Genomic DNA, 14,865 nt, shown 5'->3' with positions numbered 1-14,865 from the left:
GACCATGGGCACGACGCTCACCAAGGCACCCGAAAGCGCCGCACACACCGTGGCCGCGGCCGGGGTCGCCGCGCGCATCGAGCACGTCTCGAAGTCCTTCGCCACACCGGCGGGCCACCAGCTGGTCCTCGACGACATCACGCTGGACGTCGGACAGGGGGAGTTCGTCACCCTCCTGGGGGCCTCGGGCTGCGGCAAGTCGACGCTGCTCAACCTCGTGGCCGGACTCGACAGGCCGACCGCGGGCGCCATCGCTACGGACGGCCGCCCGGCCCTGATGTTCCAGGAGCACGCCCTGTTCCCGTGGCTGACCGCGGGCAAGAACATCGAGCTCGCCCTGAGGCTGCGCGGCCTGCCCAAGGCCGAACGGCGCGCCAGGGCCGACGAGTTGCTGGCGCTCGTCCGCCTCGGGGGCGCGTACGGCAAGCGGGTGCACGAGCTGTCCGGCGGCATGCGCCAGCGCGTCGCGCTCGCCCGGGCGCTCGCTCAGGACAGCAAGCTGCTCCTGATGGACGAGCCGTTCGCGGCGCTCGACGCGATCACCCGGGACGTGCTGCACGACGAGCTGAGCCGGATCTGGCGCGAGACCGGCGTCTCCGTCCTGTTCGTCACGCACAACGTCCGGGAGGCGGTGCGGCTCGCCCAGCGCGTGGTCCTGCTGTCCTCGCGCCCCGGCCGGGTGGCGCGGGAGTGGACCGTCGACATCGAGCAGCCGCGCCGCATCGAGGACGCGGCGGTGGCGGAGCTGTCCGTCGAGATCACCGAAGAACTGCGTGGGGAGATCCGCCGACATGGGCAGCACTGAGACGACGACGCCCGCCCCACGCAAGGGCGAGGAACGGGACACCCAGGACCTGGCGGGCCTGGAGGCGGGCCTCGACGCCCTGGACACCGTGCAGACGCGGCGCCCGCCGCTGCGCGAGACGCTGGTGCAGAAGGTCCTGCCGCCGGTGACGGCCGTCGTGCTCGTCCTGGTGGTGTGGCAGATCCTGGTGTGGGCGGAGGTGACCGACAGCTACAAGCTGCCGGCGCCGGACGCCGTGTGGCAGGAGGTCGAGAGCGCCTGGCGGCAGGGCACGCTCCTGGAGTACATCTGGACGTCCGTCTCGCGCGGCATGTTCGGCTTCCTGATGGCGCTCGCCATCGGGACGCCGCTCGGCCTGGTCGTGGCGCGGATCAAGTTCGTGCGGGCGGCCATCGGCCCGATCCTGTCAGGACTCCAGTCGCTGCCGTCGGTGGCGTGGGTGCCGCCCGCGGTGATCTGGCTCGGGCTCAACGACAAGATGATGTACGCGGTGATCCTGCTCGGCGCGGTGCCCTCGATCGCCAACGGCCTGGTTGCGGGCGTGGACCAGGTGCCGCCGCTGTTCCTGCGGGCGGGCCGCACCCTCGGCGCGACCGGTCTGCGCGGGACCTGGCACATCGTCATGCCCGCGGCCCTGCCCGGCTATCTCGCGGGCCTGAAGCAGGGCTGGGCGTTCTCCTGGCGGTCCCTGATGGCCGCCGAGATCATCGCCCAGTCCCCCGACCTCGGGATGGGGCTCGGCCAGCTCCTCGAAGCGGGCCGCACCAACAGCAGCATGTCCCAGGTCTTCCTCGCCATCCTGCTCATCCTGATCGTCGGCATCGCCATCGACCTGATCGTCTTCAGTCCCCTGGAGCGGTGGGTACTGCGCAGCCGCGGCCTGTTGGTGAAGAGCTGATCCCATGCGCCACCGCACACACGACGCCCCTGCCGAGCGTGCCGAGCACCGCCCCGGCCGCACCGGCCGGGACCCGGTCCTCCTCGCCGTCGCGCACGGCAGCCGCGACCCCCGGCACGCCGCGACCGTACGGGCCCTGCTGCGCAGGGTTCGTGCGCGGCGGCCGGGGCTGCGGGTGGAGGTGGGCTTCCTGGACTTCGACGCCCCCTCCGTCCCCGACCGGCTCGCCTCCCTCGCCGACGAGGGCGTACGGGACGTCGTCGCACTGCCGCTCCTCCTCACCCGCGCCTTCCACGCCAAGGCCGACATCCCGGCGGTGCTGCGCCAGGCACCGCCGGGCCTGCGGGTGCGGCAGGCGGGGGTGCTCGGTCCCGCGCCGCTGCTCCTGACCGCCCTGGAGAGGCGGCTGCACGAGGCGGGGCTCGACCCCGCCGACAGGGCCACGACCGGGGTCGTCCTGGCCTCGGCGGGCTCCACCGATCCGGAGGCGGGCGCAGTGATCGCTGACATCGCGCGGGAGTGGCGGCACACCGGTTGGTGCGCCGTGCGGCCTGCGTCCGCCTCCGCCGCCGCCACCGGCCACCCCTCCACCGCGGAGGCGGTGCGCCTGCTGCGGGCCGAGCCCGGGGTGCGGCGGGTGGCCGTCGCGCCCTATGTCCTGGCGCCGGGATTCCTGCCCGACCGGATCGCCCGGGGCGCCGCGGCGGCCGGCGCCGACGTGCTCGCGGACGTGCTCGGTGACTCGCCGCTCGTCGCCCGGGTGCTCCTGGACCGCTTCGACGCGTGCCGCCGCTTCACCGAGGGCCGCGCCCCCGCGCCCGCCACGGCCGGGAACGCCCTCCCGCGCCCGGCCTGATCTTGCTCAGGGCCTCGGCCGGAAACCGCTTGCGGGGCTTCGCGGGGCCCGCATAGCGTCTCGCGGATGACCCTCGAGCCGTTCGCTCCCGAACTGCGGTCCGAGCGCCTCGTACTCTCCGCGTACGTCGCGTCGGACCGGGCGGACTTCGTCGCGCTGTTCCAGGACGACGCCGTGGGCCGCTGGTTCGGCGACGGGACGGGGAGCGCCGAGGAGACAAGGGCGCTGTTCGCGCGCCTGTTCGGCATCGTGTACGCGGAGCGGCGGTTCCCGGTGTGGGCGGTGCGCCACGAGGGGCGGTACGCGGGCCACGCCGAGATCAAGCCGTCCCCGGAGCCCTGGCTCGACGGCCACGAGATCGTGTACGGCCTGTCCCGGGACAGCTGGGGCCTCGGCCTCGGCACGGAACTCGCCGGCCTGCTCACGGACTACGGCCACCACACCCTCGGCCTCGCCGAGGTGCACGCCACCGTGGACGCGCTGAACACGCCGTCCATCACCGTCCTGAAGCGCCTCGGCTACACCCAGGGCCGGGAGGTGCGCGAGGACCACGGAGGGACGACGCTCCAGTTCACGTCGCGGGGCGGGGGTCCGGGCCGGTGACGCGCCGGACGTGGGCGAGGAGCTCCGCGACCGGCAGCGACCCGGCAGCCCTGCGTTCCTGCGCGAAGGTGTTCGTGAGCCTCTGGAGCACGTCGTTCACCGGTGTCGGCACGCCGTGCAGCCGTCCCAGCAGGGTGATCTCGCCGTTGAGGTAGTCGGCCTCGATGGTGCCCGTGCCGCGGCTCAGGCTCTGCCAGGAGGAGCCGCCGCGCGGGCCGGTGCTGCCGTCGAGCGGCTTCAGGACGAGCCGCCCCGCGCGGACCTCCCCCTGTTCCTTCTCGCCGACCGCCGCGATCCCGGCCGCGGCGAGCACGGCCTCGCCCTCGGCGCGGGCCAGGCGGTTCACCGCGAGGGCGGCCTCCTCGACCACGAGGCCAGTGAGTGCCTCGACGGCGTTGGCGAGGTTGGCGAGGAGCTTGCCGTACTTCCAGCGCAGCACGTCCGGGACGACGGGGGAGAGCAGCTTCGCGCTCTCCAGGTCGGCGGCGATGCGGTGGGCGGTGGCGTCGGTTCCCGTCGGGTACCTGCCGATGTGCAGGATGCCGGTGCAGGGGGCGCCCGCCGCGGCGACGGTGCCGGGCTCGACATGTGTCGCGGGCAGCCATACGCACATGCCGTACACCCGGGCGAAGCGGCGCAGGGCCATCCGCTCGCTGTCGACGCCGTTCTGCGCGCAGACGAGGGGCAGTGACTCGGCGGCCGTCGTGCCGCCCTCGACGGGACGGGTGCTCCAGGCGCTCAGGGCCGCCTCGGAGTCCTGTGTCTTCACGGCGAGCACGAGCACGTCGTCGGGGCGCAGCTCGCCGAGTTCGGCGGGCCGCGCCACGACGGGCAGCCGGTGGGTGCGGGTGCCGTCGGGCGTCGTGAGCGTGCGCCCGCGCTCCCGCAGGGTCCGCAGGTGCGCGCCCCGCGCGACCAGGACGACGTCGTGCCCCGCCTCCGCGAGGCGCCCGCCGACACTGCCGCCGACGGCCCCCGCTCCGATGATGATGTAGCGCATAGGGGGAGCCTCGCACAGAGGATCACCGAACGGTCAGGGATTCGAGAGCCGTTGCGGGCGGCTATCACCGGCGGCCCGTGCTCGGCAGTCCGTGCGCGGCAGTCCGTGCGCGGCGGCCCGCGTCGTCAGCCCGCGTCGCCGGCCTCCGCAGGCGGCCCCCCTCGGCATCCAGCCGTCCTTGACCTTGCCCCTGGGGCAGACCGCACGCTCCCGCCATGGACAGCGACTACCTGACCCAGAGCCCGTTCAGCGACCCCGGCCCCCGCCTCGACGCCCTGCTCGGCGGGGCCCCGCTCCCCCGCGACCCGGCCGCGCTCGCCGCCGTCGTGCGGGGTGTGCTGCTGCACCGCGAGGAGGGCGGCAGGTTCGATCACACCGTGCCGGAGGACCGGTTGCACGGGGACGCCGAGTCGCGGTACGTCCGCGAGACCCTGCGCATCCTCGGCGAGCGCGGCAGCACGGTGCTCACCGAACCCCGGGAGCCCGGCGCGCGCTTCGTGGCCACCTGCCGGGACTTCGCGCTGCTGCTCTGCTCCCTGCTGCGCGCCACCGGCACGCCCGCGCGCCTGCGGTGCGGCTACGGCACGTACTTCGAGCCGGGCTTCCACGACAACCACTGGGTGACGGAGTACTGGCGGGACGGGCGCGGGTGGGTCCTGACGGACGCACAGCTGCTCGGCGGTCTGTACGAACACGCCCGCTTCGACCCCATGGACGTACCGCGTGACCAGTTCCTGGTCGCCGGGGACGCGTGGCGGGCGTGCCGGGAGGGGCGGGCGGACCCGCGGACGTTCGGGGTGAGCACGGTCCCGGAGATCAGGGGCCTCGGCCTGGTGCGTGCCGACGTGGTGGCCGACCTCGCGGCGCTCGGAGGCGTCGAGCCGCTGCCGTGGGACGGCTGGGGCCTGATGGAGAAGGACGACGCGGACGTCACGGACGAGGAGCTGGCCCTGCTGGACGCGGTGGCGGCCGTTTCGTCGGCGGCGGGCGGCGCGACGGCGCCGCGGCGGCCCGACGGGGTGCGGCGGCTCCTCGCGGACCCGCGCATCGCCGTGCCGGGCGAGGTCGTCTCGCACGCCACCTACCTCGGGACGCGCACGGTCGTCCTGGAGCCCGTCACGGCGTGAACGGCGTGCCCTGATGGAACCAGAGGAGCCAGCCGTCGCCGGTGCGCCGCCACAGCGAACTGCGGTGCGCGTGGCGGCCGTTGGTGTCGGTGTCGAAGGTCAGGTGCACCACGTCGTCGGCGAGCTGGACGCCCCGCATGCGGGAGGTGGTGGTGGGGCGGTCCCCCGGCCCCGGCTTGCCGATGAGGACCTCGACGATCGACTCGCGGTCCCAGCGTGCCCCGGAGGCGCCGAACTCGGTGAACTCGGGGTGCAGCAGCGCACCGAAGAGGGCGGGTGACGCCCGCACCTCCGGGTCGAGCAGCCGCAGCTCGTTCTCGATGGCGGCTTCGACGGCGGGCGTGCGCCCGGGGGGTACGGGCGTGTCAGCCATCGGTCATCTCCACGAGCTTGGTGACGGTGTTCCAGTTGCGGCTGGTGGCGACGAGGCCCTTGGTGACCGACGGGCGCGCGAGGGCCTCGGCGAGTTTTGAGCGCCCGAGGCCCTCGGGAGCGTACAGATACAGGGCACGATCACCGAGCCGGAACTCCTCCGGCAGATAGGCCCCTTGGTCGAGGGCGGCGAACCGGTCGGCGTCGACGGGCGCCGAGAAGTACGTGACGTGCAGCTGCCTGCCCTCCAGCGTGTCCGCGGGGAAGGGGCAGGCCGCCGCCACCGCTTTCAGGTACGCCGCGTCGCGCACCAGGACGTCGACCGTGAACCCGTACTCCCGCTCCAGGGCCGCGGTCACCCCGGCGGCCAGGGAGTCCTCGTCGCCGCGGTCCGCGGTGAAGACGGCGTTGCCGCTCTGGAGGTGGGTCCGTACGTCGCCGTGGCCGAGCCCTTCGAGGAGCGCGCGCAGGCGCGGCATCGGAACTTTTCTGCTGCCGCCCACATTGATGCCGCGCAGCAGTGCCGCGTAGGTCTTCGTCGCCATGCGCACACAATAAGGCGGCCGCCGTGCCCCGTGGGGGTGGGCACGACGGCCGCCGGCTTCAGGGGGCCGTGATCACTCGACGATCCTCAGGAGCTTGTTGGGGGTGCCCTCGCTCGGGTTGGAGATCTTGCCGGCGGTGGCGCCGTCGGTCAGGGCCTTGGCGACGGCGTCGGGCTTGGCGTCCTTGTGGGCGCCGAGGTGGACGGCGGCGGCACCCACCACGTGCGGGGTCGCCATCGAGGTGCCGGAGATGGTCCTGGTGGCGTCGTCGCCGGTGTTCCAGGCGGACGTGATGTCCGAGCCCGGGGCGTAGATGTCCACGGAGGAGCCGAAGTTGGAGAAGTCCGACTGCTGGTCGTCCTTGGTGGAGGAGGCGACCGTGATGGCCTCCTCGACGCGGGCCGGTGAGCCCTGGCTCGCGTCCCGCGCCTCGTTGCCCGCAGCTACGCCGAAGGTGATGCCCGCGGCGATGGCCTTGCGGACGGCCTCGTCCAGGGCCTCGTCGGCGCCGCCGCCGAGGCTCATGTTGGCGACGGAGGGGCCCTGGTGGTTCTTGGTGACCCAGTCGATGCCGGCGACGACCTGCTCGGTGGTGCCGGAGCCCTGGTCGTCGAGGACGCGGACGCCGACGATCTTCGCCTTCTTGGCGACGCCGTGCGCGGCACCGGCGATGGTGCCCGCGACGTGGGTGCCATGGCCGTTGCCGTCGTCGGCGTCGTCGTCGTTGTCGACGGCGTCGAAGCCGGAGGCGGCCCGGCCGCCGAAGTCCTTGTGGCTGACGCGGACACCGGTGTCGATGACGTACGCGGTGACGCCCTCGCCCGCGCCGTCGGGGTACGTGTACTTCTTGTCGCCGGCCGTGTCGGCCTGGTCGACGCGGTCCAGGCCCCACGACGGCGGGTCGTCCTGGGTGGCGTCGATGGAGAACTTCTTGCTCTGCACGACCTTGCCGACGGCCGGGTCGGCGGCGAGGCGCCTGGCCTCGGTCTCGGTGAGGCTCTTGGCGGCGAAGCCGTTGACGGCGGAGGAGTAGGTGCGGCTGAGCTTGCCGCCGTACTCCTCGGCGAGGTCGGACTTGGCTCCCTTGTCGGCCTTCTCGTCGAGCAGCACGATGTAGCTGCCCTCGACGGCGCCCTCGGCGTCCGCGCCGTAGATCCTGCCCTCGGCGGGGGTGGTCGCCCCGGCGAACGAACCGGCGAAGACGGTCACGCCCACCGCGGTGGCGGCGGTGGCTATCGCAGCGGTGAGCTTCATCGTGCGGGCGCGCTGGTGAGTTGCCATGAAGAGGGGTCTCCTCGTGGTTCCTGTGGGGGGATGTGGGGGGTTGCAAAGCCTCTGTGCTGTTGTGCAGCCATGGCTGCGGCACCCGGTTCACTCCGAAAGAACTGAAGATCTTCGGGCGTTGGGACGAAACCTTGTCTGAATGACGGGCGCAGATCAATACCTTCCTGCGCCTGTGACTTGTTCAACAAGGTTCCGTAATACCAAAAAGGGGACGCCGTCACAGTTCGGACACCTCGCAGGTGCGAAGCCTCCTCGACCGGATTCCGGCCGGCCCGCGCGGGCGCCGGAACGTGGGGGGCGGCGGGTCCTCGGGGCTCCTGCCGTACGCGAACCGGGGCAGGAAGTGCTGGGTGACGGGCCCCATCGCGAGCGCGTACAGCACGGTGCCCGCCCCCACGCTCCCGCCGAGGAGCCAGCCCGCGGCGAGCACGAGCACCTCGATGAGGGTGCGCACCAGGCGCAGGGAACGCCCGGTGCGCGCGGCGAGTCCGGTCATCAGGCCGTCCCTGGGGCCGGGGCCGAGGCGCGCGCCCACATAGACGGCGACGGCGAGGCCGTTGACGAGGATCCCGGCGAGCAGCAGCCCGGCCCTCGCGGCGAGCCCGAGGTCCTGCGGTACGAGCCACAGGCCGGCGTCGGAGGCGTAGGCCACGACGACGACGTTGGCCGCGGCGCCGAAGGCGGGCCGCTGCTTCAGGGGGATCCACAGCAGCAGGACGAGAGCGCCGACGAGGGCGCTCACCGTGCCGAAGCTCAGCGCGGTGTGCCGCTCGACGCCTTGGTTGAGCACGCTCCAGGGGCTGATGCCGAGTCCGGCCCGGACCATCGCCCCGATGCTGAGTCCGTACAGGGCGAGCCCGGCGAAGAGCTGCGGCAGCCGTCTGAGGGGGCGTTCGCCGAGCGGTACGCGGGTGAGGTCGAGGGGGTCGGCGTGCTGCCGCATCGGGGGTGCCTCCTAGGTGCTCGTGTGCGCGCCTGGGCTCGGGCGCCGGGTTCCGGCTCCGGGTTACGGGCTCTGGGCTCCGGGCTCCGGGCTACGTGCTCCGGGCTCCATGGTTCCCGGGCAGCGCCAGGCCAATGGGCGTGAGTCTGTAGAGTCTTTGGCCTGGCTCACACGGCCAATCCGGGGAGAGTGGTATGGAGGAGCGGGCGCCGAGGGACCGGGCCCTGGGGAGTCGCGCGCTGGCCGCCCTGCTGCCCGATCCTGCGGCGGCCCGGCCCGCGTACCGCCAACTGGCTCGGGCCATCGGCGCGCTGATCCTCGACGGCCGGATCGCGCTGCACGTCAGGCTGCCCGCCGAGCGGGAGCTCGCCGCCGCCCTGAACATCAGCAGGGCCACCGTCACGGCCGTGTACGACCTGCTGCGGGAGAGCGGCTACGCCCGCAGCCGCCAGGGCTCGGGAACCTGGACCGCGCTGCCCGAGGGCCGTACGCCGCGTGGGATCACCCGGCTGCTGCGGCCGCGGGACAGCGCCATCGACCTGGCGAGGGCGGCGCCCGCGCTGCCGGAGCGGGCACTGGCCGACGCGCTCGCCGAGGTCACGCCCCAGCTGGCCGAGCACGCGCACACACCCGGCTACCACCCCTACGGCCTCCCGGAGTTGCGAACCGCCGTCGCGGACCGCTTCACCCGCCGGGGCCTCGCCACCACGCCGGAGCAGATCCTCGTGACCTCCGGCGCGCAGCACGCGCTCACGCTCGTCCTCGGCCTGCTGAGCGGCCCCGGCGACCGGGTCATGGTCGAGAGCCCTTCGTACCCGAACGCACTGGAGGCGATGCGCCGTGCCCGGCTGCGCACGGTGCCGGTGCCGGTGACCGACACCGGCTGGGACGTCGAGATCATGGAGGCGACGCTGCGGCAGGCGGTGCCGCAACTGGCCTATCTGATACCCGACTTCCACAATCCGACGGGCTGCCTCATGCCGGCCGGGGAACGGGCCCGGGTGCTGCGCGCCGCGCACCGCTCCGGCACCTGGCTGGTCGTCGACGAGACGCTGGTCGACCTCGCCCTCGACGTGGCCGCCCCGGCGCCGCTGGCCGCGCACGGCACGCCCGGTTCGGGTGGCAAGGTCATCACGGTGGGCTCGATGAGCAAGTCGTACTGGGGCGGCCTGCGCATCGGCTGGCTGCGGGCGCCGTCCCGGCTCGTCACCGAGCTCGCGGGGCAGCGGGTCGCCACGGACATGGGCGGCTCGGTCCTCGACCAGCTCCTGGCGCTGGCGCTGCTCGCACGCGAGGGCGCGCTGCTGCCGCCCCGCCTCGACGCGCTCCGCGCGCAGCGCGCCGCCCTGGCCGCCGCGCTGGCCGCCGAACTCCCCGGGTGGGCCTGGCGGCCGCCGCCCGGCGGCCTCTCCCTCTGGGTCGACCTCGGTGAGCCCATCGCCTCCGCCCTCGCGGAACGCGTCCTCGACTACGGCGTCCGGATCGAGGGCGGCGCCTTCTTCGCCCCCGACCCCGGCCTGTTCGAACAGCGCCTGCGCATCCCGTACACCACGGCCCCGCCCGTCCTGCGCGAGGCCGTCCAGCGCCTGGCAGCCACCCTCGCCGACGGCCTTCCGCCCTGTCGCGGGGACCGCGGGCCGCGCTGGATCGCCTAGGGCCCGGTCGGCGCCGGGGCCTGGCGGCCGCGACCGCCCCGCGCGCCTCGAAGGAGCCGAGGGCGCGCCCGAGGCGACGGGTGGACGCGGCGGTCACCGAAAGGCCGTACGCGGCGTCACATCACGCCCGCCCGGGGGCCCGCACCAGCTCCTCCTCGATCAGGTCGGCAGCCCGCTTCGTGCCGCCCTCGCCCGCCATGCCCGCGCGCACCTCCTCGAGGCGGCGCGCCACCTCCGGGTCGTCGACGAGCGCGAGCACCGCCGCGCGCAGCGACTTTGCGTCGGCCTCCGCCATCGGCAGGTGCCGGGCGACACCGAGGCCCTGGAGCATGTCCGCGTTGCCGAACTGGTCGACGGCCTGCGGCACCGCCACCATCGGGGTCGCGGTGGCGAGCCCCTCCTGGCAGCCGCCGGCTCCGGCGTGCGTGACGAACGCGTCGGCCTGCCGCAGGATCGCGAGCTGCGGGACCCAGTCGCGCACCTCGACGCCCGCGGGGACCTCGCCCAGCTCTGCGGGGTCGACGTGCCTGCCGATCTGGAGCACCAGATGCCAGCCGGGCAGGTCACCGAAGGCCTTGACGCACTCGCGGTAGAAGCCGGGCTGCTTGGTGAACGACGAGCCGAGGGAGACGAGCACCACCTTCTCCGCGTCCGCGGGCCGCTGCCAGTCGCCCTGCGCGGCCCGGTCGCCCTGGCAGGCGCCGACGAAGGTGTGCACGCGCTCGTCGACCCGGTCGGCGTTCGGCTGGAGCGCCCTGGGGATGAGGACGAGGGAGCGCGGCGGGCGGCCGATGAACGGGTCGCAGTGCTCGTCGATGCCGTTCTCCTTGAGCCAGGCGTCGAAACGCGCGTAGTACGCCCGCCCGCGCTCGGTCTCGAGCAGGGGCTCGTACAGGGGGGCCGCGACCTCCTCCTCGTACCCCTCCCAGGCCACCAGGTTCGGTGACAGGGAGATCTGGGGGACGCCCCACTGATGGGCCAGGACCCGGGCGGGGTAGGACGTGATGTCGTACAGGACGAGGTCGGGCTCGTCGCCCTCGTACGCGGCGCGCAGATGCGGCAGTGCGTTGATCGCGTCGGCGAGGAACGGCTCGATGTTGTCGATGAGGGTGTCGCCCCAGGCCTCCGGGTCGTCGTCCGCGCCCGGCAGGGTGGTGGGGTAGAGCACCGGCTCGGCTCCCGTCTCTGCGACCTTCTCCTCGAAGGCGTGCGGGATCGCGTACGTGACGCGGTGGCCGCGGGCGACGAGTTCCCTGATCACTTCGAGGCTCGGGTTCACGTGCCCGTGGGCCGCGATGGAGAACATGGCGATGTGGGCACGCTTGCGTGTGGTCATGCCCCGACCATAAGCGAGACGAGACGTCTCGTGCAAGCCTCTTTCCGGGGCCGGACCCCGGCTTCGTACGCCGCGGCCTCAGCGTTGGTAGCGCTTGAGGACCAGGTTGCCGTCCTTCACCAGGCGGTCGCGGAGTTCGTCCATGCCGATCGCGCCGCTGTAGTACTCCTGGAGCGCCGGTGTCGCGATCTTGTCCGTCCACTCCGGGTAGCCGCGCACCGACTGGGCGGGCGCCGGGCGCAGATGCCCGGCGAGGGCCGTGCCGGTCGCCCAGTCGTGTCGCTTCGTACGCAGCGCCGGATCCCTCAGGGCCGTCGTGCCGGTGGGCAGCATCCAGTCGCCGCGGGCGAGGCGCACCATGTTGGCGGGCCGCAGGAAGAAGTCGATGAACGCGGCGGCCTCCTTCTTGTACGGGCTGTCCTCGGCCACCGACAGGGTCTGCGGGCTGACGCCCTGGGTGAGCCCGTCCCGCCCGGCGGGTGCGGGAAGCACCTGCCAGTCGAAGCCCTCCGGCGCCTGCTGGACGATCTGCTGACGGTAGGAGAACCCGAGCGGCACCATGGCGTACTTGCCGCCGAAGAACCCGGGCAGCGTATCCGAGCCGCCCATGCCGAGGGTGCTCCCCGAAGCGCTGCCGTCCACGTTGACCTGGTCGTGGACGGTGCGCGGCAGCACCTCGTCGCCCTCCTCGAAACGGATGTCGACCTTGCCGTCGGCGCCCCGGTGGAACAGCTTCCCGCCCGCCGACAGGGACAGGTTGAGCGTCGCGGACACGGGTTCCTTCAGCGGCCACGCCACCCCGAACTTGTCCTTGCCCGCGCTCAGTTCCTTGGTCACCGCCCGGAACTCCGCCCAGCTCCAGGGCTTTCGCGGGGTCGGGATGCGGACGCCGGACTCCTTGAGCCAGGTGGCGTTGGCGATCAGGACGCGCGGCTCCTGGAGGAACGGCACGCCGTAGACCTTGTCGCCGAAGGTCGCCGTCTCCCAGCTCGCCTGCGGGATGTCCGCCTTGAGGCGCCCCGGCAGGAGCTCCCCGAGGTCGGCGAGGTAGCCCCCGTACGCGAAGTCCGCGAGGTCGTCGGAGGCGTCGTGGATGATGTCCGGCGCCTCACCGCCCTCGAACGAGGTCAGGAGCTGGTCGTGGATGCTCGTCCAGCTCCCCTGGACGTACTCCACCCGCACGTCCGGGTGGGTGGCGTTCCACTGTGCCACCAACTCCTTGTTGGCCTCGACCGACTCCTGCTGCCAGGCGAGCGACTGGAAGCGCAGCGTGATCCGGCCCCCCGAGTCGCGGTCGCCACCGCCGTCGGAACAGGCGGCCAGGAGCAGGACGAGCGCTCCGGCCACGGCGCCGAGCGCGCGCGCCCGGGCGCCCATCAGCTCTTCACCGCCCCGGCCAGCATCCCGCCGGTGATCCGCTTCTGGATGACGGCGAAGACGACGAGCGACGGCAGGGTCGCGAGGAACGCGGCGGCGGCGAGCGGGCCGAGGTCGGCCGCGCCCTCCGCGCCGATGAAGTGCGTGAGGACGACCGGCAAGGTCTGCTTCTCCGGGGTCTTGAGCAGGACGAGGGCGAAGAAGAACTCGTTCCACGCCGTGATGAAGGCGAACAGGGCCGTCGCCACGATGCCGGGCGCGAGCAGCGGCGCGGTCACCGAGACGAGCGTGCGCAGCCTGCTCGCGCCGTCGACCGCCGCGGCCTCCTCCAGCTCGGTCGGCACGGCGCGGACGTACCCGACGAGCATCCACAGCGCGAACGGCAGCGCCCACACCACGTACACCATGATCAGTCCGGGCAGCGAGTTGATCAGGTGCAGGTTCTTCAGGACCAGGAACAGCGGGATGATCACCAGGACGAACGGGAACGCCTGGCTGACCACGACCCAGCCGGTCGCGGCCCTGGCGAGCAGCGTGCGGTGCCGTGCCATCACGTATGCCATCGGGGTCGCGACGACCACGGCGACGAGAGCCGCGCTCACGGCGGCGACCAGCGAGTTCCCGGCGGCTTCGAGCAGCGGCTGCTCGTCGAAGGCCTGCCGGTAGTTGGCGAGGGTCGGGTCCTCGGGAATCCAGGTCGGGTGCAGGCTGCCCAGCTCGCGGGCCGGTTTGAAGGAGGTGGAGATCAGCCAGAGGAAGGGGAAGGCGAGGAAGACGAGGTAGGCGAGCAGCGCGAGGTACTGCCCCGCGCGGGCGGGGCCGCTGGTACGGCTTCCACCGGTCCGGCGCCCACCGGTAGAGCTCCCACCGCCACGGCTCCCACTTCTACGGCTCATACGGGAGGTCATCGCTCGTCGCCTCCCCTCAGGCGGCCCACCAGGTACACGGCGAGCAGTACCGAGATCAGTGCGACCATCACGCATCCCATCGCCGCCGCGTAGCCGAACTGGCCGTAGCGGAAGGCCTCCTCGTACGCGAACAGCATCGGGAGCCGGGTGCGGCCGCCGGGGCCGCCGCTGGTCAGGACGTAGACCAGGGCGAAGGAGTTGAAGTTCCAGATGAAGTTGAGGGCCGTGACGGCGAGCGCGATGGGCTTCAGGGCGGGCCAGGTGACGGTGCGGAAGCGGCGCCAGGCGCCCGCGCCGTCCATCTCGGCGGCCTCGTGCAGTTCGCGCGGCACGTTCTGGAGTCCGGCGAGCAGCGCGACCGTCGTCTGCGGCATGCCCGCCCAGACGCCGACGACGATGACGGCGGGCAGCGCGGAGCCGATGCCGGTGAGCCAGTCCCGGCCGTCGCCGAGGCCCAGATCGCGCAGGGTCTCGTTGAGGATGCCCGCGTCCGGGTTGTAGACGAGCCGCCACATGATGCCGACGACCACTTCCGGCATCGCCCACGGGACGATCGCGAGGGACCGGGCCAGCCAGCGGAAGCGGAGGTTCTGGCTGAGAAGGAGCGCGAGGCCGAGTGCCAGCAGGAACTGCGGCACGGTCACACCGACCGCCCACAGCAGACCGATGCGGAAGGAGTCCCAGAACAGGGTGTCGTGCAGCAGGTCCTGGAAGTTGAGCAGGCCGATCCACTCGGTGGGTTCGGTACGGCCCGACTGGGAGTCGGTGAAGGCCAGCGAGATGCCGTAGAGCAGCGGGCCGACGCTCAGCACGAGGATCGGCAGGAGCGCGGGCAGGACGAGGAACCAGGCACCGTGGTCGAGCACCCCGCCCTGCGGAGCACCGCTCCCGGGGCCCCTGCCCCTGCCCTCGGCCTTGCGTCTGCCCTTGCCGGACCGCTTCTTCGCGGTCGCCAACGTCACGGAATCGGCTCCTTCGGGCGGCTGCTCGGGGTGCGGCCGCCCAGGCGGCCCCCGTCATCGTGCTGATGTGACCTGGCTACGTCAAGCAACCGCGCACGCCGGAAGTCGGGGCCGGACTGTGCGAATGCGAGACTTGTGCGGCGGTCGGACGACCCCGGCCCCGGCCGCGGGTGGGCCACAGGGTGCGGGTGCGC

15 protein-coding genes are annotated in these 14,865 nt (G+C 73.0%); 6 read left to right on the top strand and 9 right to left on the bottom strand.

Annotation, left to right across the window (positions count from 1 at the left end; genetic code table 11):
- The first annotated feature begins 4 nt into the window (after nucleotides 1-4).
- From ACH4DX_RS24600 to ACH4DX_RS24585, 4 genes are all read left to right on the top strand, one after another.
- Complete coding sequence (locus tag ACH4DX_RS24600) at nucleotides 5-805, top strand: ABC transporter ATP-binding protein (RefSeq protein ID WP_398156709.1); 801 nt, start codon at nucleotides 5-7, stop codon at nucleotides 803-805.
- Entirely contained in the window at nucleotides 792-1,703 is a 912-nt protein-coding gene (locus tag ACH4DX_RS24595) for an ABC transporter permease (RefSeq protein WP_398115493.1), read from the top strand. Before ACH4DX_RS24600 ends, ACH4DX_RS24595 begins: the two co-directional genes overlap by 14 nt.
- 4 nt (nucleotides 1,704-1,707) lie before the next feature.
- Nucleotides 1,708-2,559 (top strand): sirohydrochlorin chelatase, encoded by an 852-nt coding sequence (locus ACH4DX_RS24590; RefSeq protein WP_398115495.1) that lies wholly within the window; start codon nucleotides 1,708-1,710, stop codon nucleotides 2,557-2,559.
- Nucleotides 2,560-2,625: 66 nt separating this feature from the next.
- The gene (locus tag ACH4DX_RS24585) at nucleotides 2,626-3,162 is read left to right on the top strand and encodes a GNAT family N-acetyltransferase (protein WP_398115497.1); all 537 of its coding nucleotides are present in this window, start codon (nucleotides 2,626-2,628) and stop codon (nucleotides 3,160-3,162) included.
- Here the strand turns inward: ACH4DX_RS24585 and ACH4DX_RS24580 are convergent.
- Nucleotides 3,131-4,162 carry a ketopantoate reductase family protein gene (locus ACH4DX_RS24580; RefSeq protein ID WP_398156708.1) on the bottom strand — a complete coding sequence of 344 codons (1,032 nt, stop codon included), beginning with the start codon at nucleotides 4,160-4,162 and terminating at the stop codon, nucleotides 3,131-3,133. The genes ACH4DX_RS24585 and ACH4DX_RS24580 overlap by 32 nt on opposite strands.
- Before the next feature lie 215 nt (nucleotides 4,163-4,377).
- Between ACH4DX_RS24580 and ACH4DX_RS24575 the strand changes: the two genes are divergently transcribed.
- Nucleotides 4,378-5,289 carry a transglutaminase-like domain-containing protein gene (locus ACH4DX_RS24575; protein WP_398115501.1) on the top strand — a complete coding sequence of 304 codons (912 nt, stop codon included), beginning with the start codon at nucleotides 4,378-4,380 and terminating at the stop codon, nucleotides 5,287-5,289.
- Here ACH4DX_RS24575 and ACH4DX_RS24570 read toward each other — a convergent pair.
- The 4 genes from ACH4DX_RS24570 to ACH4DX_RS24555 form a co-directional block, all read right to left on the bottom strand.
- Entirely contained in the window at nucleotides 5,279-5,662 is a 384-nt protein-coding gene (locus ACH4DX_RS24570; RefSeq protein WP_398115503.1) for a DUF4440 domain-containing protein, read from the bottom strand. The two genes, ACH4DX_RS24575 and ACH4DX_RS24570, sit on opposite strands and share 11 nt — an antisense overlap.
- A complete protein-coding gene (locus tag ACH4DX_RS24565; RefSeq protein WP_398156707.1) occupies nucleotides 5,655-6,206 on the bottom strand; it encodes a DUF1697 domain-containing protein in 552 nt (183 codons plus the stop codon). Before ACH4DX_RS24565 ends, ACH4DX_RS24570 begins: the two co-directional genes overlap by 8 nt.
- Before the next feature lie 72 nt (nucleotides 6,207-6,278).
- Nucleotides 6,279-7,487 (bottom strand): S8 family serine peptidase, encoded by a 1,209-nt coding sequence (locus ACH4DX_RS24560; RefSeq protein ID WP_398156706.1) that lies wholly within the window; start codon nucleotides 7,485-7,487, stop codon nucleotides 6,279-6,281.
- A 220-nt stretch (nucleotides 7,488-7,707) separates the two neighbouring features.
- On the bottom strand, nucleotides 7,708-8,433 hold the full coding sequence (locus ACH4DX_RS24555; RefSeq protein WP_398156705.1) for a YitT family protein: 726 nt from the start codon (nucleotides 8,431-8,433) through the stop codon (nucleotides 7,708-7,710).
- A gap of 194 nt (nucleotides 8,434-8,627) precedes the next feature.
- Here ACH4DX_RS24555 and ACH4DX_RS24550 point away from each other — a divergent pair, with 194 nt between their 5' ends.
- Nucleotides 8,628-10,088 carry a PLP-dependent aminotransferase family protein gene (locus ACH4DX_RS24550; RefSeq protein WP_398156704.1) on the top strand — a complete coding sequence of 487 codons (1,461 nt, stop codon included), beginning with the start codon at nucleotides 8,628-8,630 and terminating at the stop codon, nucleotides 10,086-10,088.
- Nucleotides 10,089-10,209: 121 nt separating this feature from the next.
- Here the strand turns inward: ACH4DX_RS24550 and mgt are convergent, their stop codons facing one another.
- The 4 genes from mgt to ACH4DX_RS24530 form a co-directional block, all read right to left on the bottom strand.
- Nucleotides 10,210-11,424, bottom strand: coding sequence for a macrolide-inactivating glycosyltransferase (gene mgt, locus ACH4DX_RS24545; RefSeq protein ID WP_398156703.1), 1,215 nt, complete (start codon nucleotides 11,422-11,424; stop codon nucleotides 10,210-10,212).
- A gap of 78 nt (nucleotides 11,425-11,502) precedes the next feature.
- Entirely contained in the window at nucleotides 11,503-12,801 is a 1,299-nt protein-coding gene (locus ACH4DX_RS24540) for an ABC transporter substrate-binding protein (RefSeq protein ID WP_398156702.1), read from the bottom strand.
- Entirely contained in the window at nucleotides 12,801-13,697 is an 897-nt protein-coding gene (locus ACH4DX_RS24535) for a carbohydrate ABC transporter permease (RefSeq protein ID WP_398156701.1), read from the bottom strand. The genes ACH4DX_RS24540 and ACH4DX_RS24535 overlap by 1 nt, the downstream gene beginning before the upstream one ends.
- A gap of 8 nt (nucleotides 13,698-13,705) precedes the next feature.
- Nucleotides 13,706-14,671, bottom strand: coding sequence for a carbohydrate ABC transporter permease (locus tag ACH4DX_RS24530; RefSeq protein ID WP_398156700.1), 966 nt, complete (start codon nucleotides 14,669-14,671; stop codon nucleotides 13,706-13,708).
- Between the last annotated feature and the right edge of the window lie 194 nt (nucleotides 14,672-14,865).

Origin of the sequence: Streptomyces sp. NPDC017940 (assembly GCF_044328435.1) — a bacterium.
GTDB lineage: Bacteria > Actinomycetota > Actinomycetes > Streptomycetales > Streptomycetaceae > Streptomyces.
The sequence above is the reverse complement of the archived record's forward strand: the minus strand, read 5'-3'. Positions and strand labels throughout refer to the sequence as shown.